The 21,477-nt window shown below is 75.3% G+C and carries 19 protein-coding genes; 6 read left to right on the plus strand and 13 right to left on the minus strand.

Going from position 1 to position 21,477, the window contains the following annotated elements; all coding sequences use genetic code 11:
- The first annotated feature begins 103 nt into the window (after positions 1–103).
- Complete coding sequence (locus OF117_RS14615; RefSeq protein WP_263553571.1) at positions 104–2,296, plus strand: SpoIIE family protein phosphatase; 2,193 nt, start codon at positions 104–106, stop codon at positions 2,294–2,296.
- 8 nt (positions 2,297–2,304) lie between these two features.
- Here OF117_RS14615 and OF117_RS14620 read toward each other — a convergent pair whose 3' ends face one another.
- The 3 genes from OF117_RS14620 to OF117_RS14630 form a co-directional block, all read right to left on the minus strand.
- Positions 2,305–3,288, minus strand: coding sequence for an NAD(P)H-quinone oxidoreductase (locus OF117_RS14620; RefSeq protein ID WP_263553572.1), 984 nt, complete (start codon positions 3,286–3,288; stop codon positions 2,305–2,307).
- 69 nt (positions 3,289–3,357) lie between these two features.
- The gene (locus OF117_RS14625) at positions 3,358–3,660 is read right to left on the minus strand and encodes a DUF1905 domain-containing protein (protein WP_263553573.1); all 303 of its coding nucleotides are present in this window, start codon (positions 3,658–3,660) and stop codon (positions 3,358–3,360) included.
- A gap of 66 nt (positions 3,661–3,726) precedes the next feature.
- Positions 3,727–4,425 carry an NAD(P)-dependent oxidoreductase gene (locus OF117_RS14630; protein WP_263553574.1) on the minus strand — a complete coding sequence of 233 codons (699 nt, stop codon included), beginning with the start codon at positions 4,423–4,425 and terminating at the stop codon, positions 3,727–3,729.
- A 157-nt stretch (positions 4,426–4,582) separates the two neighbouring features.
- Here OF117_RS14630 and OF117_RS14635 point away from each other — a divergent pair, with 157 nt between their 5' ends.
- Complete coding sequence (locus tag OF117_RS14635) at positions 4,583–5,590, plus strand: AraC family transcriptional regulator (protein ID WP_263553575.1); 1,008 nt, start codon at positions 4,583–4,585, stop codon at positions 5,588–5,590.
- Here the strand turns inward: OF117_RS14635 and OF117_RS14640 are convergent.
- The 4 genes from OF117_RS14640 to folP all read right to left on the minus strand — a co-directional run bounded on the left by OF117_RS14640 (position 5,574) and on the right by folP (position 9,205).
- Positions 5,574–7,175, minus strand: a complete 1,602-nt coding sequence (locus tag OF117_RS14640) for a 4-coumarate--CoA ligase family protein (RefSeq protein WP_263553576.1) — start codon at positions 7,173–7,175, stop codon at positions 5,574–5,576. The genes OF117_RS14635 and OF117_RS14640 overlap by 17 nt on opposite strands.
- A gap of 120 nt (positions 7,176–7,295) precedes the next feature.
- The gene (locus tag OF117_RS14645; RefSeq protein ID WP_263553577.1) at positions 7,296–7,724 is read right to left on the minus strand and encodes a PaaI family thioesterase; all 429 of its coding nucleotides are present in this window, start codon (positions 7,722–7,724) and stop codon (positions 7,296–7,298) included.
- 146 nt (positions 7,725–7,870) lie between these two features.
- Positions 7,871–8,257 (minus strand): VOC family protein, encoded by a 387-nt coding sequence (locus OF117_RS14650; protein ID WP_263553578.1) that lies wholly within the window; start codon positions 8,255–8,257, stop codon positions 7,871–7,873.
- An 87-nt stretch (positions 8,258–8,344) separates the two neighbouring features.
- Positions 8,345–9,205, minus strand: coding sequence for a dihydropteroate synthase (gene folP, locus OF117_RS14655; protein WP_263553579.1), 861 nt, complete (start codon positions 9,203–9,205; stop codon positions 8,345–8,347).
- 69 nt (positions 9,206–9,274) lie between these two features.
- Between folP and OF117_RS14660 the strand changes: the two genes are divergently transcribed.
- The gene (locus tag OF117_RS14660) at positions 9,275–9,736 is read left to right on the plus strand and encodes a MaoC family dehydratase (protein ID WP_263553580.1); all 462 of its coding nucleotides are present in this window, start codon (positions 9,275–9,277) and stop codon (positions 9,734–9,736) included.
- Positions 9,737–9,840: 104 nt separating this feature from the next.
- Here the strand turns inward: OF117_RS14660 and OF117_RS14665 are convergent, their stop codons facing one another.
- Positions 9,841–11,193, minus strand: coding sequence for a serine hydrolase domain-containing protein (locus OF117_RS14665; protein ID WP_263553581.1), 1,353 nt, complete (start codon positions 11,191–11,193; stop codon positions 9,841–9,843).
- A gap of 150 nt (positions 11,194–11,343) precedes the next feature.
- Complete coding sequence (locus OF117_RS14670; protein ID WP_263553582.1) at positions 11,344–11,628, minus strand: HU family DNA-binding protein; 285 nt, start codon at positions 11,626–11,628, stop codon at positions 11,344–11,346.
- 279 nt (positions 11,629–11,907) lie between these two features.
- Here OF117_RS14670 and OF117_RS14675 point away from each other — a divergent pair, with 279 nt between their 5' ends.
- Positions 11,908–12,828 (plus strand): aldo/keto reductase, encoded by a 921-nt coding sequence (locus tag OF117_RS14675; protein ID WP_263553583.1) that lies wholly within the window; start codon positions 11,908–11,910, stop codon positions 12,826–12,828.
- Between the two features lie 66 nt (positions 12,829–12,894).
- Here the strand turns inward: OF117_RS14675 and OF117_RS14680 are convergent, their stop codons facing one another.
- Positions 12,895–13,062, minus strand: coding sequence for a DUF1059 domain-containing protein (locus OF117_RS14680; RefSeq protein ID WP_263553584.1), 168 nt, complete (start codon positions 13,060–13,062; stop codon positions 12,895–12,897).
- A 104-nt stretch (positions 13,063–13,166) separates the two neighbouring features.
- Entirely contained in the window at positions 13,167–14,258 is a 1,092-nt protein-coding gene (locus OF117_RS14685; RefSeq protein ID WP_263553585.1) for an EAL domain-containing protein, read from the minus strand.
- 159 nt (positions 14,259–14,417) lie between these two features.
- Here OF117_RS14685 and OF117_RS14690 point away from each other — a divergent pair, with 159 nt between their 5' ends.
- The gene (locus tag OF117_RS14690) at positions 14,418–17,159 is read left to right on the plus strand and encodes a SpoIIE family protein phosphatase (protein WP_263553586.1); all 2,742 of its coding nucleotides are present in this window, start codon (positions 14,418–14,420) and stop codon (positions 17,157–17,159) included.
- Between the two features lie 154 nt (positions 17,160–17,313).
- Here OF117_RS14690 and OF117_RS14695 read toward each other — a convergent pair whose 3' ends face one another.
- Positions 17,314–19,386 carry an acyl-CoA dehydrogenase gene (locus OF117_RS14695; RefSeq protein WP_263553587.1) on the minus strand — a complete coding sequence of 691 codons (2,073 nt, stop codon included), beginning with the start codon at positions 19,384–19,386 and terminating at the stop codon, positions 17,314–17,316.
- Positions 19,383–20,051 carry a TetR/AcrR family transcriptional regulator gene (locus OF117_RS14700; protein ID WP_263553588.1) on the minus strand — a complete coding sequence of 223 codons (669 nt, stop codon included), beginning with the start codon at positions 20,049–20,051 and terminating at the stop codon, positions 19,383–19,385. The genes OF117_RS14695 and OF117_RS14700 overlap by 4 nt, the downstream gene beginning before the upstream one ends.
- A gap of 61 nt (positions 20,052–20,112) precedes the next feature.
- Between OF117_RS14700 and OF117_RS14705 the strand changes: the two genes are divergently transcribed.
- Positions 20,113–21,384: an acetyl-CoA C-acetyltransferase gene (locus OF117_RS14705; RefSeq protein ID WP_263553589.1), complete on the plus strand. Its 1,272-nt coding sequence runs from the start codon at positions 20,113–20,115 to the stop codon at positions 21,382–21,384.
- Positions 21,385–21,477: the final 93 nt, after the last annotated feature.

Below are 21,477 nucleotides of genomic sequence, written 5' to 3' on the forward strand. Positions count from 1 at the left end.
GCATACCGCCCACCCGCCTCCTACCGAGCCCGCTAGGGTGGCTCGTCGCTGCAGCAACCGGCGACATCGGACGTGGGGGCCGACGAGTCGCCGGAGCACTGCGATGAGGAGCCCGGAGCGCGGTAGCCGCCGCGCGGACATCCCGACCGCTGGGTCGCTGTGGGTGCTTCTCGCGCTGGTGACGGTGGCGTACGCGGCCGGCTCGGCGATCGCCTTCCTGTTGTTCCAGGCGTCGTCCATGGGGGCAGTGTTCTTCGCGCCCGCGGGCGTGAGCCTGTCGGCGCTGCTGCTCACCCGCCGCCGCCGATGGCCGTGGGTGCTGGCCACGGTGGCCGCGGTCGAGGCGGGGATGGACCTGCTGCACGGGCTGCCGGCAGCCTCCGTGCCCGGGTTCGTGCTGGCCAACACGCTGGAGCCGCTGGCCGGCGCCCTCCTCCTCGGCCGGGTCGCCGGTGAGATCGACCTGCGGCGGCGGCGCGATCTGGGTTGGTTCATCACCTGCGGCGTGCTGGCGGCGCCGCTGCTGGGGGCGGTCGTGGGAGCCACCACGAACGCGGTCACCCTCGGCCGTGACTGGTGGGACGCCTTCTTCCCGTTCTGGGCCGGCGACGGGCTGGGCGTGCTGACCGTCGCCGGCACGGTGCTCTCCTGGCGGGTCGCGCTCGCCCGGCGGGAGCTGCCGCCGCCGACCCGCTGCGGACTGCTCGTCGGATCCACGGCGGCGGTGACCGTCGTGGGCTTCTGGCCGGCGTCGGTGCCGCTGGCCTACCTGCCGATGCCGCTGCTGTTCGCCGTGGCCTTCGGGTCCGGCGTCCCCCTGGTCACCGTCAGCGGGCTGGCGATGACACTGACGGCGAACGTGATGACCGCGGCCGGCCGCGGCCCCTGGGCGGCGCTGGCCGGGCGGCCGAACCTGGAGCTGGCCACCTTGCAGTTGTTCCTGGCCGTCGCGGTGCTCAGCGCCTGGCTGCTGGCGGTCGAGATCGGCGAGCGGCAGCGGGCGCGTCGCGAGTCCCGGCACGAGGCGGCGGCGCGGCGGGCGGCCGAGGCGCTGCAGGAGGTGACCGCGGGGCTGGCCACGGCGGCCACTTCGGAGGCGATCGCCGAGGTCGTCGTCCGGCGGGGGATCGCGCTCGTGGCCGACGACGGCGCAGTCGGCGTCCTGACCTCGGACCCCGCGACCCTGCGAACGTGGACGACGTCCCGGGGCGGGGCCGACGAGGCGCGCGGCGAGGTGCCGCTGGCCGCACCCGCGCTGCTGGCCCGGGCAGCCCGCACCGGCCGGACCATCGCGATGCGCGCGGGGGAAGAGGGGCCCGACCGATCCGGCCCCGGCGTCGACCCGCGCCCGCGGAGCGTCCTCGCCGTGCCGGTCAGGAACGGCCCGGTGGTCATGGGCGCCCTGGAGTTCCGGTTCGACGCCGTCGACGCCCTGGACGCCGAGGTGACCGCGCTGGCCGAGGGCCTCGCGGAGCTCGTCGGCCGGGCCTTGCCGCGGGCCCGCCTGTACGAGGAGGAGCGCGAGGCCGCGCACCAACTGCAGCGGGCCTTCCTGCCCGAAGTGCCCGACCGGCTGCCGGGTGTCGCCATCGGTGGCTGCTACCGGCCGGCCGATCAGCAGCACGACGTCGGCGGGGACTGGTACGACGTGTTCGTCCTGCCCGGGGGCCGGGTGGGGTTCGTGGTCGGCGACGTGGTCGGCCACGACCTGGCGGCTGCTGCGGCCATGGGCCGGCTCCACGCCGCCCTCCGCGTGCTCGCCGCCGGGCCCCACGACACCCCGGGTGCGGTGCTGTCATCGCTGGACCGGGCGTCGAACGACATCCGCGGGGCGACGTTCGCGACCATCGGCTACGGCGAGTACGAGCCGGCCACCGGCGAGCTGCGCTACGCCTGCGCGGGTCACCCGCCGCCGCTTCTCGTCTCGGGGGGCCGGGCGGAGTTCCTGCCCGCGGGTCGTTCGCTGCCCCTGGCCATGGCGGAAGGGCCGCGCCCGGACGCCCGGCTCGTCGTGCCGCCGGAGGCCCTGCTGGTCTGGTACTCCGACGGCCTCGTCGAGCGCCGGGGCAGCGACCTGGACGACGGCCTCGACCGGCTCGCCCGGATCGCCACCGATCTCGAAGGCGTCGGCGCGCAGGAGGCGTGCGACCGGCTGCTCGCGGCCATGACCGGTGGACGGTTGCTGGACGACGACGTGGTGGTCCTCTGCCTGCGGTTGTCCGGCCCGGACGATGTGGGCGCGACGGCCGACGCCGGCGCCGCGGACGCACAGGCCGGGCTTCGGCTGCTCCCCTGACCGCGCGGTCAGCCCTGGATGAGCAGCAGCACCTTGCCGGCGTGCGCGGAGGCCTCCAGCAGCTCGTGGGCCTCGGCGGCGCGGGACATCGGCAGCCGCCGGTCGACGATCGGGCGGACCGCCCCCCGCTCGACGTCGGGCCACACGTCGTGCCGGACGGCCGCCACGATCTCGGCCTTGCCGCCCGGCCCGGTCGCCGGCCGCGAGCGCAGCGTGGTGGTGTGCACCGAGGCCCGCTTCGCGAACAGCCGGGCCAGGTCGATCTCGGTGCGGGTGCCGCCCTGCATGCCGATGATCACCAGCCGGCCCCCCACGGCGAGCGCGTCGACGTTGCGGGCCAGGTACTTCGCGCCCATGTTGTCGAGCACCACGTGCGCGCCGCCCTCGGCCTTCACCACCTCGGCGAAGTCCTCGTCCCGGTAGTTGACGGCGACGTCGGCGCCGAGCTCGCGGCAGAGGTCCAGCTTGGCCGGCGACCCCGCCGTGGCGAACACCCGCGCGCCGGCGCGGTCGGCGAGCTGGATGGCCATGGTGCCGATCCCGCCCGCGCCGCCGTGCACGAGGAACCGCTCGCCGCGGCGCAGCCCGGCCAGCATGAACACGTTCGACCAGACCGTGCAGACCACCTCGGGCAGTGCGGCGGCGGTGGCGAGTTCCACGCCCGCGGGGCGGGGGAGCAGCTGCCCGGCCGGGACGGCGACCCGCTCGGCGTACCCGCCGCCGGACAGCAGCGCGCACACCTCGTCGCCGACCGACCAGCCGGTCACCCCCTCGCCGACCTCGCTGACCACTCCGCTGCACTCCAGGCCGAGGATCTCGCTGGCGCCCTTCGGCGGCGGGTACTTCCCGGCCCGCTGGAGCAGGTCGGCGCGGTTGACCGCGCTCGCCACGACGTCGACCAGCACCTCCCCGGGCCCGCACACCGGGTCGGGCACCTCGCCCCAGCCGAGCACCTCGGGGCCGCCTGGCTCGCTGATCGTCACCGCACGCATGGCCCCACCTTGCCCGCGACCCGGCTGCGGCGACCACCCGGCCACCGCCGCGGGTGGGTGGAGCCGGGATCAGCCGATCCGCTCCTCCAGGTGCACGGTCACCCGGTCACCGGCCCGCTTGCCGATCGCCGTCCGCACCTCGGCCCTGACCGGCAGCTTGTGCGTGCCGTCGCCCAGGGCCATGAACGAGCTGCGGAACGGCCGGCCGTCGATCGTGCCGCGCACCTTGACCAGGCCCCGGGTGCCGAAGAACTCCGCCGAGCCGGGCATCTGCACGTACGTCCAACCGCCGTCGCCCGGGCTGAGCAGCAGCTCGGCCTCGAACGTGACGTCCAACGGGCCGGGAGCGGTGCGCGGGTGGGTGCCGGTCATCGCCGTCCTCCTGGGATCGCGCCCGGCGGGTCCGGGTGCAGGGAGGACCGGTCCGGTCCGGCGTTCTCATCGGCGGCGGGCGAGGTCCCTCCCGGTGCCGGTGTCCGCCGCCTCCGAGCGCTCCGCGGCGCCGGACACCGCGAGGGTGCGGCCCACGGGCGCCGCCTCGCCGGCGGCCTTGGCGAGGACCGCGCCCACGGCCCGGCGCGACACGCGCCACCGCTCGACCGCGCCGTCCACCGAGACCGTCGCGGGCTCCTCGCCGTCGGTCAGGGTCACCGGCTGGACGAGGACCCAGTCCAGCCCGCTGGCCCGGACGATCCGCTCCTGGCGTTCGTGGTCGGCGATCTGCGGCCGCAGCAGCAGGGCGAACACGATCCGGATGCTGACCGGCAGCCGCGACCGGGTCCCCCCGACGCCGTACGAGGACTGCACGACCAGCCGGCGCACGCCGTGCGCCCGCATCGCGTCGACGACCGTCGCGGTCCCCCGCGAGCGGACGTCGAGCGGCGTGCCGGAGCTTCCGCGCAGCCGCACCCGCAGCGCGTCCTCGCGGATGCCGAGGGCGACCACGACCGCGTCCTGGCCCCGGACCGCGCGGTCGACGTCCGCCGCGACGGTCGCGTCGCCGATGACCGTCCGCACGCCGGCGGGGAAGTCCGCCGCCCGCCGCGCGAACGCGGTGACCTCGTGCCCGTTCTCGACCAGCGACTCGACCGTCGCCCTGCCCGATCCACCCGTCGCACCCACGACCAGCACCTTCATGACCGTTCCCCTCCTCCGTGGACGCCGGCCCCGGCGGCCGGCCCGGATCCCAGCGTCCGGCCGGGCGGCACGCCGGGGAACGGCCGGGCGTCCGTCTTTCCTGCTCGTTCGTCCGGGACGTCTGGACGACGGGTGCACCCGGGCACACAGTGACGGCGTGAGCACTTCCGCACCGGGTGCCGAACGTCCCTGGGTGCCGGTCGACCCCCTCGCCGGGGTGCTGGCCGACCTGCGGATGCGCGGAACCTTCTACTGCCGGACCGAGGCCACCGCCCCCTGGGGGATGGAGATGCCCGCGTTCGACGGGTGCCTGAGCGTCCACGTGGTCACCGACGGCAGCTGCCGGCTGGAGGTCGACGGGGCCGACTGCGAGCTGCAGGTCGGCGACCTGGCCCTGGTGCCGCACGGGCGCGGCCACCTGCTGCGCAGCGACCCCGGGGCACGGATCCTGGGACGGGCCGACCTGCTGCCCCAGGACCACCTCGGCGAGCACTACTCGGTGCTGCGGCTGGACGGCGGCGGCGCCCGCACCGCGATGGTGTGCGGCGTCCTCGAGATCGACCGGCCCGGCGCGGCCCACGTGCTGGACCTGCTGCCACCCGTGGTCGTCGTCGGCGGCCGGGACGCGGCCCGCGCGGGATGGCTGCCCGTCGTCCTGGGACTGCTCACCGACGAGGTCCGGCACGGCCGCCCGGGCTCCGAGGCGGTGGTCACCCGCCTCGCCGACGTCCTCGTCATCCAGGCGATCCGGGCCTGGCTGGACGGCGCGAGCGCCGGACCCGGCTGGCTGCGGGCGCTGCGCGACCCGCAGATCGGGCCGGTCGTCGCCCGGGTGCACCGCGACCCGGGCGACGGCTGGACGCTCGAGCGGCTGGCCCGCGAGGCCCGAATGTCGCGGTCGACCTTCGCCGCGCGCTTCGCCGAGCTGGCCGGCGAGCCGGCCGTCCGGTACGTGACGCGGTGGCGGATGCACCGGGCCGGGGTGGCCCTGGCCCGCGGTGCGCGCGTCGGCGAGCTGGCCCGGCAGTTCGGCTACGAGTCCGAGGCCGCGTTCGCCCGGGCGTACAAGCGCGTGGTCGGCACGACCCCGGGCGCGGTGCGGGCTGGGTCAGCCGTGCCCACCGGGCCCGGGACCGCCGCGGACGCCGTCAGCCGCGGGCCCTGAGCTCCTTGCGGAGGATCTTGCCGGCCGCCGACTTGGGCACCTGCTCGATGAACTCCACGATCCGGATCTTCTTGTGCGGCGCCACCCGGCCGGCCATGTACTCGATGACCGCCTCCTCGGTGACCTGCGAACCGGGCGCGCGGACGACGAAGGCCTTGGGCAGCTCCTCGCCGCTCTCGGCGTCCTTCACGCCGATGACGGCGGCGTCGGCGACGTCCGGGTGACCCAGCAGCACGGCCTCCAGCTCGGCCGGGGCGACCTGGTAGCCCTTGTACTTGATCAGCTCCTTGACCCGGTCGACCACGCTGTAGCGGCCGTGCTCGTCGACGACGGCGACGTCGCCGGTGTGCAGCCAGCCCTCGGCGTCGAGCGTCTCGGCCGTGGCCTCGGGGTTGTTCAGGTAGCCCCGCATCACCTGCGGGCCGCGCACCCACAGCTCGCCGCGCTCGCCGGGCGCGGCGTCCTCCCCGGTGGCCGGGTCGACCAGCCGGCACTCGGTGTTCGGAAGGGCGTAGCCGACCGAGCCCTTGGGCACCCCGCCGGTCGCGCCGGGCGGCTCCATGCCGGCGTCCGGGGTGGAGTGCGACACCGGCGACAGCTCGGTCATCCCGTAGCCCTGGGCGACCGTGACGCCGTCCGCCGCCCCCCGGCGCAGCCGCTGCTCGGCGGCGAGCGCCAGGCCCTCGTCGAGGGGCGCGGCGCCGGAGGTGATGGTGCGCAGGCTGGACAGGTCGTACCGGTCGACCAGCGGGTGCTTGGCCAGCGCCAGCACGATCGGCGGGGCGACGAACGCGCGGGTGATCCGGTGGTCCTGGATGGTGCGCAGGAAGTCCTCGAGGTCGAACCGGGGCAGCGTGACGACGGTGCAGCCCAGCGCCAGGCCCAGGTTCATCAGCACGGTCAGCCCGTAGATGTGGAAGAACGGCAGGACAGCGATGACCCGCTCGTCGCCCTCGTGCCGGTTCATGATCACCTGGCTCTGCAGCACGTTGGCGACCAGGTTGCGGTGGGTCAGCATCGTGCCCTTCGGCAGGCCGGTCGTGCCGCTGGAGTAGGGCAGGGTGACCAGGTCGGACGCCGGGTCGATGTCGACCTGCACCGACGGCGCCCGGCTGGCCAGCAGGTCGCGCAGCGAGGCGTGCCCCTCGGCGCCGTCCAGGACGATCACCTCGTCGACCGGCGCCTGCTGCACCGCCGCCGTCGCGCGGTCGAGGAACGGACCGACGGTGATCAGCACCTTGGCCCCGGAGTCCTTGAGCTGGTAGGCGATCTCGTCGGGCGTGTAGAGCGAGTTGATCGGCGAGGAGACGCAGCCGGCGGCGGCGATGCCGTGGAAGACCACCGGGTACCAGGGCGTGTTCGGGCTGAACACCGCGACGACGTCGCCCTTGCGCAGCCCCCGCTCGTGCAGCGCGGCCGCGACCCGGTCGACGTAGCCCGCCAGCTGGCCGAAGGTGATCGTGTCGCCCTTGAGCCCGTCGATCAGCGCCGCCGTGTCGGGACGGTCGGCGTTCGCGCCCAGGACGAAGGCGGGCACCGACAGGTCCGGGATCTCGACGTCGGGGTAGAGGCTGGCCAGCGCCACGGTGTGCTCCTCCTCGGGGTGCGGTGTGGCGCCAGTCTCACATCAGGTGGGGCGCGAGGTGCGCCGTGGCCCGGCGCGGCCGTGGGCTCAGCCGCGCGGCGCCCCGGCGCGGCCGCGGGCTCAGCCGCGCGGCCAGAGCACCGACTGGGTGCAGCGGAACAGCGCGATCGTCTTCCCGCTGCCGGCGGCGCGGACGACGGCGTCCCAGACCTGCGTCGTCCGGCCCGCGTGGACGTTGGTGGCCACGGTGGTGATGCGGCCGTCGCGGGCGGTGCCCAGGAAGTTGCTCTTCAGCTCGATGGTGGTGAAACCGGCCGAGCCCTCGGGCAGCAGCGCGCGGGTGGCCAGGCCGCAGGCGGTGTCGGCCAGCCCGATCACGGTGGCGGCGTGCAGGTAGCCGTTGGGTGCGAGCACCTCGGGGCGGACGTCGAGGTGCGCCTCCAGCCGCCCCGGCTCGTGGCTGTCGACGACCAGGCCGAGCATGCCCGGCAGCGTGCCGGGGAGCAGGTCGTTGAGCTGGTCGGCGGTGTGGAACCCGGTGGCGGCCATGGCGGCGACGCTAGCGCCGGGCCTCGACCTCGCCGCGCGGTGCCCGACCTCGCGCTGCAGGGCGAGGCCGGGCACCGCGGGGTGAGGCCGGTGGGGTCAGCCGCTCCGCGCGGTGAGGTCGGGCACCGCCAGCCGAGGTCGGCGCGTCAGCCGGCCCGCGCGGTCTCCCACAGGCCGAGGACGTTGCCCTCCGGGTCGCGCACGTAGGCGACGAACCCCATGTCGCCGACCGGCTGCTTGCCGACGACCACCGCGCCGCCGGCCGCCTCGATCCGGGCCAGCTTGCCCTCGATGTCGGGGACGTCGACCACGATGACCGGCCCGGGCGCCGGGTGCGACGAGCGGACGTTCAGCCCGCCGTTGATGAACCCGGGCTCGGTCGGTCCCTCGTCGCCGCTCGGGCCGGACATGACGAGCGTGTACTCGCCGTCGGGCATGTCCTGCAGCTGCCACCCGAAGGCTTCCTTGTAGAAGCTGCGCGCCCGTTGTCCGTCGTCGTAGGGCAGTTCGAAGTGCACGACGCGGTCGCTCATCACGGTCACCTCCCGGTCGGGGTCCGGACGGCGGCGACGCTAGACCTGCACGGCGGAGCGGTGAACGGGTCGCGACGTCGTCGTCCGTCAGGCCAGGCCGCGGACGGTCCGCGCGGGCGGGCGGTCGCCGCGGATGGAGGCCACCATGTCCAGCGTCTGCCGGGTGGCGGCGACGTCGTGCACGCGGAACACGCGCGCGCCCAGCCAGGCGCTGACCGCGGTCGCCGCCAGCGTGCCGGTCAGCCGCTGCTCGAGCGGGACGTCGAGGGTCTCGCCGACGAAGTCCTTGTTCGACAGCGCGACCAGCACCGGCCAGCCGGTGGCCACCAGCTCACCCAGCCTCCGGGTGGCCTCCAGCGAGTGCCGGGTGTTCTTGCCGAAGTCGTGGCCGGGGTCGACCAGCACCCGCTCGCGGTCCACCCCGGCGGCGACCGCGGCCTTCGCGAGCGCCGTCGTCCGGGCGACGATGTCGGCCACCACGTCGGCGTACTGCACGCGGTGCGGCCGGGTGCGCGGCGGCAGCCCGCCGGCGTGCGTGCACACGATGCCCGCCCCGGCCTCGGCCGCGACGCCGGCCAGCGACGGGTCGACCCCGCCCCACGCGTCGTTGACCACGTCGGCGCCGGCGGCCAGCGCCTCCTTCGCGACCGCCGACCGCCAGGTGTCGATCGAGATCGGCAGCGTCGGGTGCGCCGACCGGATGGCGGCGACCAGGTCGACGGTGCGCCGGATCTCCTCGGCGGCGTCCACCTCCTCGCCGGGCGCGGCCTTCACGCCACCGACGTCCACCATGTCGGCGCCCTCGTCGACGACCTGGTCGACCCGCTCGAGCGCCGCGGTCAGCTCGTAGGTGGCGCCGCGGTCGAAGAAGGAGTCCGGGGTGCGGTTGACGATCGCCATCACCACCAGCGCGCCGTCGGGCACGTCGAGCCGGCCGAGCCGCAGCAACCCCGTCCTCCCCCCGTCCGTGGGTCTGTGGTGGAGTCAGGAAACCAGACCGGTGGAAGGGGAGGACTCATGGCGCAGACCACGGTCGACGGCGTCGAGGGCGTGCTGGACCTGGTGGGCCGGCAGCTGGGCACCAGCGACTGGGTGACCATCACCCAGGAGCGGGTGGACCGGTTCGCCGAGGCCACCGGCGACGACCAGTGGATCCACGTCGACGTGGAGCGGGCGAAGCGGGAGAGCCCGTTCGGCGGCCCGGTCGCGCACGGCTACCTGACGCTGTCGCTGCTGCCGATGCTGATCCCGCAGATCGTCGACATCACCGGCTTCCGCATGGGCGTCAACTACGGCGCCGAGAAGATCCGCTTCCCGGCCCCGGTGCCGGTGGGCAGCCGGGTGCGCGCGTCGGCGGTGATGGAGGACGCCAGGGCCTTCGAGGGCGGCGTCCAGATGAACTTCGGCGTGACCGTGGAGGTCGAGGACCAGCCGAAGCCGGCCATGGTCGCCACCGTCGTCTACCGCCGCTACCTCTGAGCCTGGCAGTGAGGCCGCGCGGGGTGGGGGCATAGGAAGCTTTGCCTGCGTCGAGCGGCCCGATACGCAGGCAAAGCTTCCTATGCCCCGGGGGGGAGGGGGCGTCAGTCGACGAGGGCCTGGTTGACCAGAGCGCGCAGGTAGCCGCGGATCGGCAGGGTGCTCGAGGGCATCAGCTGCGTGAAGAAGGTGACGGTCACGTCCTCGACCGGGTCGACGTAGAAGGCCGTGGACGCCGCCCCGCCCCAGCTGTAGTCGCCGACGCTGGACACCACGCCGTAGCGCACCGGGTCGATCACCATCGAGAAGCCCAGGCCGAAGCCGACCCCGCGCAGCGGCGTCTCGGCGAACAGCGGCCGGCCGAAGGTCTCCAGGTCCTGGTCGCCCGGGAGGTGGTTGCGCACCATGTGCGCGATCGTGCGCGAGCCGAGCAGCCGGCCGCCGTCGTAGGCCCCGCCGCGGCGCAGCAGCTCCACGAAGCGCAGGTAGTCACCCGCGGTCGACACCAGCCCGCCGCCGCCGGAGAGGAACGCCGGCTTCGCGTGCGCGGCCGCGTCGAAGGCCTCGAGGAACGCGAAGCCCGTGGGCGCACCACCCGGCTGCCCCGGGACGGCCCCGTACAGCCGGGCCAGCGACTCGAGGTCGTCACCGTCGCGCAGCCCGAACGAGGTGCTCCGCATGCCCAGCGGCGCGAAGATCCGTGACTCGAAGAACTCGTCGAGCGGCTGACCGGAGAGCACCTCGACCAGCCGGCCGAGCACGTCGGTGGAGACGCCGTAGTTCCACTCGGTGCCGGGCTGGAAGACCAGCGGCACCGACGCCCACTGCCGGCAGGCCTCCGCGGAGTCCGCGTCCGGCGGCGTGCTCCACTCGTGGCCCATCGCGCGGTACATCGCGTCGACCGGGTGGGCGTGGTGGAAGCCGTAGGTCAGCCCTGAAGTGTGGGTGAGCAGGTGCCTGACCCGGATCGGCTCCACCTGTGGCGCCGTGACCGGCTTGAGCGCCGAGCCGGCGACGTACACCCGGGTCTCGGCGAACTCCGGCAGCCACCGGGCGATCGGGTCGTTGAGCTCGAACGCGCCTTCCTCGTACAGCATCATCGCCGCGACCGAGGTGACCGGCTTGGTCATCGAGAAGATGCGCCAGCGGGTGTCGGTCTCGACCGGCAGGCCCTCCTCGACGTTGCGCCGTCCGTACCGGCCGACGTGCACCAGCCGGCCGTGCCGCGCCACGGTGACCAGGAAGCCGGGGAGCTGCCCGTCGTCGACCCAGCGCGCCAGCCGCCGGTCCAGCCGCGCCAGCCGGGCCGGGTCGACGCCGACCTCCGCGGGGTCGGTGTCGACGTGCAGGTCGTTGCCCACGGTCACCTCCGGGTGCGGGGACGGCGGGAGGCCCTCGCCCCGCCGTCCGTCGTCCTCCCGCCGCCGGGCGGCGCCGGGACCCGCATCCTGACCCACGGCACCGTGGGCGGACCATGCGGGTCGGGCGCCCGCCCGGCGGCGGGCGGGGAGGACACGACCGCCGGGGAGGGGCCCACGGTCGGCCGGGCCGCCCCGCGGCCGGCCCGGACCGCCGGCCCGCCGCCGGATCGGACCGCGGACCGCCGATCAGACCGGGACGGAGCTGGCGGCCTTCTTGAGGTTGGAGCCGGCGGTCAGCTTGACGGTGTTCGCGGCCGGGATCTCGATCGACTCGCCGGTCTGCGGGTTGCGGCCGCTTCGCGCCGAGCGCTGGGTGCGCTCCACGGTCAGCAGGCCGGACACGGCGACCTTCTCCCCGCGGGTGATGGCGTCGACGAGCTCGTCCTGGAGCCCGGAGATTACCGAGTCGACGGTCGCGGCCGGGACGTCGGCGCGCTTGGCGATGGCGGAGACCAGTTCGGCCTTGTTCATGGGTTTCCCTTCGTGTGATGGCTGTGCCAGGGCTCGGCAGGCGGCCGGCTCCGGAGCCCGGAGCGGTCGCGCCGGACCGGGACATCCTGGGGTCCGCGCGCGACGCGCGGACCGGCGGGTCCCGGCCGGTGGCCGACCGGGACCCCGGGCACCGTGCCAGATGACGGGCGGTCTGGCCAGTGGGGATGCCTGACGGACCCGCCGCCGTCCCGCCGATCCCACCCGCCCCGGGCCGTCCCGACGGGCGCGGCCGGGGCCGCCGCGCCTAGCGTGGGAGCCATGCCGCAGCTCCCGGGGACCGACCTGACCGTCAGCGACCTCTGCCTGGGCGGCAACGTGTTCGGCTGGACGGCGGACGAGGCGACGTCCTTCGCCGTGCTCGACCGGTTCATGGACGCCGTCGACCCGCAACCGGTGTTCGTCGACACGGCGGAGTCGTACGGCGACGGGACCTCCGAGCGGATCCTCGGCGGCTGGATGGCCGAGCGCGGGCTGCGCGACCGGGTCGTGGTGGCCACCAAGGCCTCGCCGGGGCGGAAGGAGCACCCGCTGTCGGCGGGCGAGGTCCGCGCGGCGGCCGAGCGGTCGTTGCGCAACCTGCGGACCGACGTCATCGACCTCTACTACGCGCACTTCGACGACGAGACCACCCCGCTGGACGAGACGCTGCAGGCCTTCGACGAGCTGGTGCGGGCGGGCAAGGTGCGCTACGCCGCGGCGTCGAACTACTCGGCGAAGCGGCTGGCCGAGGCCGTGGAGACGGCCGACCGGCTCGGCGTGCGCGGGTACGTGGCGCTGCAGCCGCACTACAACCTGATGGAGCGCGCCGTCTACGAGGACGAGCTGCGCGACGTCGTCGCCGGTCGCGGGCTGGGTGTCCTGCCCTACTTCGGGCTGGCGCGCGGGTTCCTGACCGGGAAGTACCGGGCGGGCGAGCGGGTGGACTCGCCGCGCGCGGCGAAGGCGGCCGAGTACGCCGGCGAGCGCGGCGACCGGGTGCTCTCGGCGCTGCACGAGGTGGCCGACGCGCACGGTGTGCCGATGGCCGCGGTCGCGCTTCGCTGGCTGGCCGACCAGCCGACCGTCGTCGCGCCGATCGCCAGCGCCCGCTCCGTGGAGCAGCTCGCCGACCTGCTGCCGATGCAGGACCTCGTGCTCACCGACGACCAGCGGCAGTCGCTCACCGACGCCAGCACCTGAGCAGCGGAGTGCGAGGGCGCAGGGAAGAGGGCGCAGAAGCCTGCACCCTCGCACTCCATCAACGGGTCAGTGGATGTGGGCGCGGACGGCGGCGACCAGCTCGGGCGTCACGGTCGTGACGCCGTGGTCGGCGGCGGCGTGGCCGGCGACCTGGCTGAAGATGCCGTCCTCGTCGGCGGCGGTGAACCGCGCGCTGCAGCCGGGGATGACGTCGCCGCAGGCGAAGGTCTTCATGGGCGGACTCCTTGTCGGGTCGGGTGGTGCGACCGGCCGCCCTGCGCGGCCGGGGTCCGGGTGGCCCCCGCGGGGGGCCCGCTGCCGGCCGGCGGGGTGCTCGGTCAGCGCGCCTTCCGGGCCGACGCGAGGTCCTCGAGGCGGAGCAGGCCGAGGACGGCGCCGGTCGGGTCGGTGCAGAGCACGGGCTCGAAGCGGTGCGCGGGCGGCCGGGTCAGGGCCCGCTGCAGCGTCTCCCCGATGTCGGCCGACGGGTGCACCCGCAGCGAGACCGGGGCGGTGTAGACCTCGCCCGTCCGCGGGTCGGACAGCACCAGCCCGACCGGCTCGCCGAGCGGGCCGGTGAGCACCGCGGGCGGGATGCCGTCCACCTCGTCGCGGGGGACCTGCCGCACCGGCCGCAGCAGGCTGGCCACGCTCTCGGTGAGCCGCGCGCGGGCGTTCTGCGACCGGAGGAGCCGCTCGACCTGCGGGTCGAGGGCGGCGAACACCGGCGCCGGACGGCCGAGCACCCAGCCCTGCCCGAGCGGGACACCGAGCCGGACGAAGGCGGCCAGCTCGGCCGCGGTCTCCAACCCCTCGGCCAGCAACCAGGCGTCGATCCGCCCGGCGAACTCGCCGATCATCTCGGCCAGCGCCACCCGCACCGGGTCGGTGTCGGCGCCGCTGACCAGCGCCCGGTCCAGCTTGACGATCTGCGGCCGCAACGTGGCGAGCTGCTGCAGGCCGGAGTAGCCGCTGCCGGCGTCGTCCAGGGCGATCAGCGCGCCGCGGTCGCGGAGGGCCTGCGTCTGGTCGCCCAGCGCGTCGAGGTCGTCGACCGGGGTGTGCTCGGTCAGCTCGACGACGACGCGCTCGAGGCGGTCCCGGCCGGCCAGCGCGCGCTGCACCGGCGCGGTGCCGAGCAGGTGCGGGCTGACGTTGACGGTGAGGAAGGTGTTCGCGGGCAGGCCGGGCACCGCGGCCAGCGCCCTGTGGATGGCCAGCGCCTCCAGCTCGGCGGCCAGACCCGCCTCGGCGGCCGCGGCGAACCAGACGTCGGGTCCGGCGGTACCGGGGAAGCGGGCGAGCGCCTCGTACCCGGCTACGGTGGCGCCGGCGAGGTCGACGATGGGCTGGAACACCAGGGTGAGGTCGTCGGGGTCGGCCAGCAGCGGCCGGCAGTCCGGCAGCGAGGTGGTGGACGACCCGGTCACGGTGATCTCATCGGCGCCGGGTGCCGGCTCCTTGAGCGGGTCGGCCCCCTCGCGGGCCGGAGGCCGGGCGGTGTGTGACGGTTCGCTGACGGATCGCGTGCGAGCATGGGAGCCGACCCCGGGGCCGCCGTCCCGGTCGGACCCCGGAGGGAGGAGTGCGTGGCCACGCTCGAGCCGCCGCGCGTCCCCGACCGGTTGACCGACCCCGAGCGGCTGGCGGCGGCTGCCCGGCTACTGGGCGACCGCCCCGGTTCGCCCTCGTACGACCGGTTGGCCCGGCTGGCCGCCCGGCTGGTCGGTGCGCCGTCCGCGCTCGTGTGCCTGGTCACCGACGCCGAGGTCGTGCTCGGCAGCGACGGGCTGCCCGAGATCGCCGCGGCCGACGAGCTCCCGCTGGCCGGGTCGCCCTGCGCCGGGACGGTGCGGCTCGGTACGCCGCTGGCCGCGGAGGACGCCGCCGGCGACGAGCGGCTGCGCGACCTGCCCGCCGCGCGCGCCGGCCTGCTGCGGGGCTACCTCGGCGTGCCGCTGGTCGCCGCCGGCGGTCACGTCGTGGGGGTGCTCAGCGTCTTCGACGTCGTCCCGCGCGTCTGGTCGGACGACGACGTGGCCGCGCTGCGGGACCTGGCGGCCTCGGTGGTCGCGGAGCTGGAGCTCGGGGCGGCCAACGCCGACGCGAGCTCCTCCCTCGACCGGCTCGACGTCGCCCTGGAGGCGAGCTCGGTCGGCATCTGGGAGATCGACCTGCGGACGGGGACCTTCGTCGCCGACCAGCGGTGCGCGGCGATCTTCGGCGTCGAGGGGGCCGTCTCCATGCCCATGGACCGCTTGATGGCCGGGCACGTGCACCCCGACGACCGGGCGACGGCCGAGGCGGTCATCCGGGAGGCGATCGCCGCGCGCAGCCAGTACTCCGTCGAGGTGCGCAACATGCGTCCGGACGGCGGCGTGCGGTGGACCGTCTCCCGCGGACGGGTGCTGGTCGATCCCTCGGGCGAGCCGGTGCGCATCCTGGGCACCGCCCTCGACGTGACGGAGGCGCGCGACCTCAGCGACCAGCGGATGGCGGCGATGCAGCGGGCCGCGGCGATCTCCGACGTCGCCGCCGAGATGGCGCACGCGACCCGCATCGACCAGCTGGCCGACATCACCCTCCGCGGGGCGCAGGTGCTCGGCGCGGAGTCCGGCGGGATCGCCGTCCGCGACCCGCTCGACGGCCGGGTGCGCGTGCACCTCGGCCGCCGGCTCGTCGACGTCGTCCGCTCGGTGGCCGAGGACTACGAGCTGCCACCGGGTGGCATCGAGATCGAGCTCGACGACTCGCTGCCCACCCAGTACACGGTCCGGACGGGCGAGCCCGTGCTGCTGCCGACCGTCGAGTCGGGCCGCGAGCGGTTCCCCCGGCTGGCCGAAGTGGCCGGCGCGCTCGGCCTGCACGCGATCGCCGCCCTGCCGCTGCGGGTGGAGGGCCGGCTGTTCGGCGCCTTCGTCGCGTACTGGACTACCGACCACGCGTTCACCGACGAGGACGTCGAGCTGCTCGAGGGGCTGTCCGCGCAGATCGCGCTGAGCATCTCGCGCATGCAGGCCGCGGCCGAGCGGGCCGCGGCGGAGGCGGCCACCGCGCAGGTCACCGAGCGGCTGCAGCTGCTCGCCGACGTCGGCCGGGTGTTCGCCGGCGCCTCCGACATCACCGCGCAGGTCGAGCAGCTGGCCGCCCTGGTCGTGCCGGTGCTCGGCGACTGGTGCTGGGTGGTGGTCACCGACGAGCAGGGCCGGCTGCACGACCTGGCCTCGGCGCACCGCGACCCGACCCGGCGCGCCGAGCTCGAGGCGTACGTCCGCTCGATGGTCTCGGTGATGACCGACGACGCCGGCGCCCGGGTGGTGACCACCACCGGGCGGCCCATGGTGCTGCCCGTCATCGACCGCGAGCGGATCGAGCGCGCGCTGCCCGATCCCGCCGCCCGGGAGTCGCTGCTGCGGCTCGGGGCCTCGGCGGGCGTGATCGTGCCGTTGGAGGCGCGCGGCCAGACGCTGGGCGCGCTGGGGCTGTTCACCGGCCCGGAGCGCGGCCGGCACACCGTCGCCGAGATCGAGACGGCCGTCGAGATCGGCCGCCGGGCGGGCCTGGCGCTGCACCAGGCCCGGCTCTACGCCCAGCAGCGGGCGCTGGCCGACGCGCTGCAGCACAGCATGCTGACCGCGCCGCCGCAGCCGGATTCCTGCGAGATCGTCGTCCGCTACGTGCCCGCCGCGGCGGGTGTGGAGATCGGCGGCGACTGGTACGACGCGTTCCTGCAGGCCGACGGCGCCACCGTGCTGGCCATCGGCGACGTCGTCGGCCACGACACGCGGGCGGCGGCCGCGATGGGGCAGGTGCGCGGCCTGCTCCGTGGCATCAGCTACTCCAGCGGCGCGCCGCCGGCCGCTGTGCTCACCGAGCTCGACCGGGCGGTCGAGGGGCTCGCCCTCGACACGATGGCCACCGCGCTGGTCGCCCGGCTGGAGCGCGAGCCGGGATCCGCGGGCGCGGTGCTGCGCTGGGCCAGCGCCGGTCACCCGCCGCCGGTCGTGGTGGCGCCGGACGGTCAGGTGGCCCTGCTCGACGGGGCCCCGGCCGACCTGCTGCTGGGCGTGTCGCCCGACGTGCCGCGGTCCGACCGGGTGACCGCGTTGGCGCCCGGGTCGACCGTGCTGCTCTACACCGACGGCCTGGTGGAGCGCCGCGACCGCGACATCGACACCGGCACCGAGGAGCTGCTCGGCCTGCTCCGGGGGTGTGCCGAGCTGCCGCTGACGGATCTCTGCGACGAGGTGCTCGACAGCCTCTTCCTGCCCGACGCCGAGGACGACGTCGCCGTCCTCGCCGTCCGCCTGGACGTCCCCCGCCCGGGTTGATCATGAGCCCCCCTGCAGGGCCCCGCGCCGAGCGTGGTGACGTGCTGGGGCGGCCCCCTGCAGGGCCCCGCGCCGAGCGTGGTGACGTGCTGGAGCGGCCCCCCTGCAGGGTCCCGCGCCGAGCGTGCGAGGCGTGGGGGGCAGGGGGGTCCTTCTACTGGGCGGGGACGACCTCCAGCGCGGTCGCCGTGCCCTGCCGGTGCCCCTGCCGCAGCAGCGCGTCGTGCGCGGCCATCGCCTCCTGCCGGCCGGCCTCCTCGCGCAGGACCGCCGCGCCCTTCCACTCGTCCGGGATGGCGAAGGCGTCGACCAGCGTGACCAGGTGCGGCCGGAGCTGGGCGACCAGCGCGTTGACGGTCGCCGTCACCGCCTTGGCGCGGGCCGGCGTCAGCCGGCCGTGCTCGAGGAACCAGCCCTTGCGGGCCTCGATCGTCGCCAGCGCGTGCAGGTCGCAGACCGCGTCGAGCAGCCGCCGTGCGTCCGGGTCCGACGTCCGCTCGACACCGGCCACGAACGCCTCCAGGACGACGCGGTCGACGTGCGCCTCGGCGGTGGCCAGCAGGTGGTCCTGGACGGCGTTGAAGACGGCGAACTGGTCGGCGTCGCGCGCGGGGGCCCCGCGCCGCAACCGCCGGATGGCGCCGTCGAGCAGGTGCTTCTCGCGGAACTCGAACATCCGCAGCTGCCAGCCGCGGTCGAGCAGCGGGACGTCGTCGTCGCGGCCGGGTACCGCGTCGACCAGCCGGGCGATCAGCGCCCGCGCCGCCGTCCGCTCCAGCACGGTCTCGCGCACCAGGTCGGCGATGAAGGCCGCGCGGCCCCAGCCGTCGAGCGAGCCGAACTCCTCGCGGTAGCCGGTCAGCAGGCCCTTGGCGACCAGCTGCAGCAGCACCGTGTTGTCGCCCTCGAACGTGGTGAACACGTCGGTGTCCGCCTTGAGGTGCGGCAGCCGGTTCTCCTGCAGGTAGCCGGCGCCGCCGCAGGCCTCGCGGCAGAGCTGGATGATCCGGGTGGCGTGCCAGGTCTGCGCGGCCTTCAGGCCGGCCGCCCGCGACTCGAGCTCGCGCTGCGGGGCCTCGTCGACGAACCCGCCGACCTGCGCGCGGTCCGCCCGGCCGTCCGCCCGGCCGTCCGCCCGCGCCACCTGGAGCTCGTGCATCCGGACGACCAGCTCGTCCTGCGCGAAGTGCAGCGCGTAGGTCGTGGCCAGCGCGGGCAGCAGCTTCCGCTGGTGCACCAGGTAGTCGTTGAGCAGCACCTCGCGCTCGGCTCCCGGGACGGTGAACTGGCGACGCACCTCGCCGTACCGGACGGCGATGTCGAGGGCCAGCTTCGTCGCCGAGCCCGCCGCCCCGCCGACGCTCACCCGTCCGCGCACCAGCGTGCCCAGCATGGTGAAGAAGCGCCGGGTCTCGTTCTCGATGGGGCTCTCGTAGGTGCCGTCCTCGTGCACCTGCCCGAACCGGTCGAGCAGCGCCTCCCGCGGCAGCGTCACGTGGTCGAAGGAGAGCCGGCCGTTGTCGACGCCGTTGAGGCCGGCCTTCGGGCCGTCGTCCTCGATGGTCACGCCGGGGCGCGGCCGGCCGTCGGCCTCCCGGATCGGCACCAGCCAGGCGTGCACGCCGTGGGGACGGCCGCCGGTGACCAGCTGGGCGAAGACGACGGCGGCGCGGCCGTCCTTCGCGGCGTTGCCGATGTAGTCCTTGCGGGCGGCCGGGTGCGGGGTGTGCAGGTCGAAGGTCCCCGTGGCGGGGTCGTAGGTGCACGTCGTCCGCAGCTGCTGGACGTCGGAGCCGTGCCCGGTCTCGGTCATCGCGAAGCAGCCCGGCAGGTCGAAGGCCATGATGTCGCGCAGGTGGGCGTCGTGGTGGCGCCGTGTGCCGAGCAGCTCCACCGCGCCGCCGAACAGCCCCCACTGGACGCCGGCCTTGACCATCACCGAGAGGTCGGCGAAGGCCAGCATCTCGACGGCGACCACCGAGCCACCGGGGTCCCCGTCGCCGCCGTACTCCTCCGGGAAGCCGAGGAAGACCCGGCCGGTGTCGGCGAGGCGGCGGACCGCACGGGTGACCCGCTCCCGGGCCTCGGCGACCGTCTCGCCGTAGACCGGCAGCAGGTCCGGGCCGCGCAGGCTGTCCCGGGCGTCGCGGCGGACGTGCGCCCAGCGCCCGTCGAGGACCTCCTGGATGCGGGCCGGGTCGACGGCGGGAGGCAGCGTGCTCGTCACGGGGTCTCCTTCTCGGGTGTGCGGGGGGCGGGCGCGATGCCGGCGAGCCCGGTCCAGGCGAGATCGGTCAGGTGGGCGGCGAGCTCGTCGCGGGGCATGGGCCGGTCGGCGCGCAGCCACCAGTCGGCGGCCGAGCGGACCAGCCCGACGACGCCGTGCCCCCACGGCGCGGCCGCGGCGGGATCGCGGCCGGCCGCCTGCAGGGCCGGGGCGACCAGGGCGGCGGCCTCGTCGCCGACGAGGTCGGCGAGCGTGGTGATCGGGTCGCCGTCCGCGGTCGGCGCCAGGTGCTGGTGGACGACGAAGCGGTACAGCTCGGGATCGGCCTCGAGGAACGTCAGGTAGGCCTCGATCGCCGCGGCGAGCATGGCGCGCGGGTGCGCGGCGCCGAGGACCGCCGTCCGGAGCGTGCCGGTGAGCTGCTCGGCGACGCGGGCGCAGACGGCGGTGTGCAGCTCACCGCGATCGGCGAAGTGGCGGTAGACGACGGTCTTGCTGGTGCCGGCCTCGGCCGCGATCTCGTCCATGCCGACGCCGGCGCCGTGCCGGCCCACCGCGGCGACCGCTGCCTCGACCAACTGGGCACGGCGCGCGCGGCGGTGCGCGTCCCATCGGGAGTCGCGCCGGTCACGCCCGGCCGCGGGGCCTCCCACCTCGGCCTTCATGTGACGGAGAGTACCTGATACCGTGGGTACCGGTCAGCGATCCATCCCCCGGAGGTGTTCCATGACGCGGAAGGCCGCGATCGTCGGCGGGAACCGCATCCCGTTCGCCCGTTCGGGCTCCGCCTACGCGCGGGCGTCCAACCAGGACATGCTCACCGCCACCCTCGACGGGCTGGTCGCCCGCTTCGGGCTGCAGGGCGTGCAGCTGGGGGAGGTGGTCGCCGGCGCCGTCCTCAAGCACTCCCGCGACTTCAACCTGACCCGCGAGTCGGTGCTCGGCTCGCAGCTCGCCGCGCGCACCCCGGCCTACGACGTCCAGCAGGCCTGCGGCACCGGGCTCGAGGCGGCCGTCCTCGTGGCCAACAAGATCGCCCTCGGGCAGATCGAATCGGGCATCGCCGGCGGCGTCGACACCACCTCCGACGCGCCGCTGGCCGTCAACGACGACCTGCGCCGGGTGCTGCTGCAGGTGGCCAGCGCGCGGACGGTGCAGCAGCGGCTCAAGGCGCTCGCCGGCCTCCGCCCCGGGCAGGTGGTGCCCGATCTGCCGCGCAACGCCGAGCCGCGCACCGGGCTGTCCATGGGCGAGCACGCAGCGGTCACCGCGCGGCAGTGGGAGATCGGCCGGGCGGAGCAGGACGAGCTGGCCGTCGCCTCGCACCGCAACCTGGCCGCCGCCTACGACCGGGGCTTCTTCGACGACCTGGTCACCCCCTACCTCGGCCTGACCCGGGACGAGAACCTGCGCCCGGACTCGAACGTCGAGAAGCTCGCCGCGCTCGGGCCGGTGTTCGGCGGCGAGGACGGCACCATGACGGCCGGCAATTCGACGCCGCTGTCCGACGGCGCCTCGGCGGTGCTGCTCGCCTCCGACGAGTGGGCCGCCGCCCGCGATCTACCCGTGCTGGCCCACCTGGTCGACGCGCAGACCGCGGCGGTCGACCACGTGCACGGCGGCGAGGGCCTGCTCATGGCGCCCGTGCACGCCACCCCGGTGCTGCTGGCCCGCAACGGGCTGTCGCTGCAGGACTTCGACTTCTACGAGATCCACGAGGCGTTCGCCTCGACCGTGCTGGCCACGCTCAAGGCCTGGGAGGACCCGGCGTTCTGCAAGGAGAAGCTCGGCCTCGACGTGCCGCTGGGTGCGGTCGACCGGTCGAAGCTCAACGTCAACGGCTCGTCGCTGGCGGCCGGGCACCCGTTCGCCGCGACCGGCGGGCGGATCGTCGCCGCGCTGGCCAAGCAGCTGCACGAGGCCGGCCCGGGCAAGCGCGGGCTGATCTCCATCTGCGCCGCCGGGGGCCAGGGCGTCGTCGCCATCCTCGAGTCCTGACCCACACACCTCCGGTGGGGAACCGGAGCGACTCCGCCGCCGTCTCCCGACCCACACACCTCCGGTGGGGAACCGGAGCGACTCCGCCGCCGT

Origin of the sequence: Geodermatophilus sp. YIM 151500, assembly GCF_025716945.1 — a bacterium.
Taxonomy (GTDB): domain Bacteria; phylum Actinomycetota; class Actinomycetes; order Mycobacteriales; family Geodermatophilaceae; genus YIM-151500.

What these genes read in the sequence shown, in the direction of transcription:
- OF117_RS14615 (WP_263553571.1), top strand. Translation starts at nt 104, where the DNA reads ATGAGGAGCCCGGAGCGCGGTAGCCGCCGCGCGGACATCCCGACCGCT.
- OF117_RS14625 (WP_263553573.1), bottom strand. Translation starts at nt 3,660, where the DNA reads ATGACCGGCACCCACCCGCGCACCGCTCCCGGCCCGTTGGACGTCACG.
- OF117_RS14660 (WP_263553580.1), top strand. Translation starts at nt 9,275, where the DNA reads ATGGCGCAGACCACGGTCGACGGCGTCGAGGGCGTGCTGGACCTGGTG.
- OF117_RS14670 (WP_263553582.1), bottom strand. Translation starts at nt 11,628, where the DNA reads ATGAACAAGGCCGAACTGGTCTCCGCCATCGCCAAGCGCGCCGACGTC.
- OF117_RS14675 (WP_263553583.1), top strand. Translation starts at nt 11,908, where the DNA reads ATGCCGCAGCTCCCGGGGACCGACCTGACCGTCAGCGACCTCTGCCTG.
- OF117_RS14630 (WP_263553574.1), bottom strand. Translation starts at nt 4,425, where the DNA reads ATGAAGGTGCTGGTCGTGGGTGCGACGGGTGGATCGGGCAGGGCGACG.
- OF117_RS14700 (WP_263553588.1), bottom strand. Translation starts at nt 20,051, where the DNA reads ATGAAGGCCGAGGTGGGAGGCCCCGCGGCCGGGCGTGACCGGCGCGAC.
- OF117_RS14645 (WP_263553577.1), bottom strand. Translation starts at nt 7,724, where the DNA reads ATGGCCGCCACCGGGTTCCACACCGCCGACCAGCTCAACGACCTGCTC.
- OF117_RS14650 (WP_263553578.1), bottom strand. Translation starts at nt 8,257, where the DNA reads ATGAGCGACCGCGTCGTGCACTTCGAACTGCCCTACGACGACGGACAA.
- OF117_RS14620 (WP_263553572.1), bottom strand. Translation starts at nt 3,288, where the DNA reads ATGCGTGCGGTGACGATCAGCGAGCCAGGCGGCCCCGAGGTGCTCGGC.
- OF117_RS14705 (WP_263553589.1), top strand. Translation starts at nt 20,113, where the DNA reads ATGACGCGGAAGGCCGCGATCGTCGGCGGGAACCGCATCCCGTTCGCC.
- OF117_RS14680 (WP_263553584.1), bottom strand. Translation starts at nt 13,062, where the DNA reads ATGAAGACCTTCGCCTGCGGCGACGTCATCCCCGGCTGCAGCGCGCGG.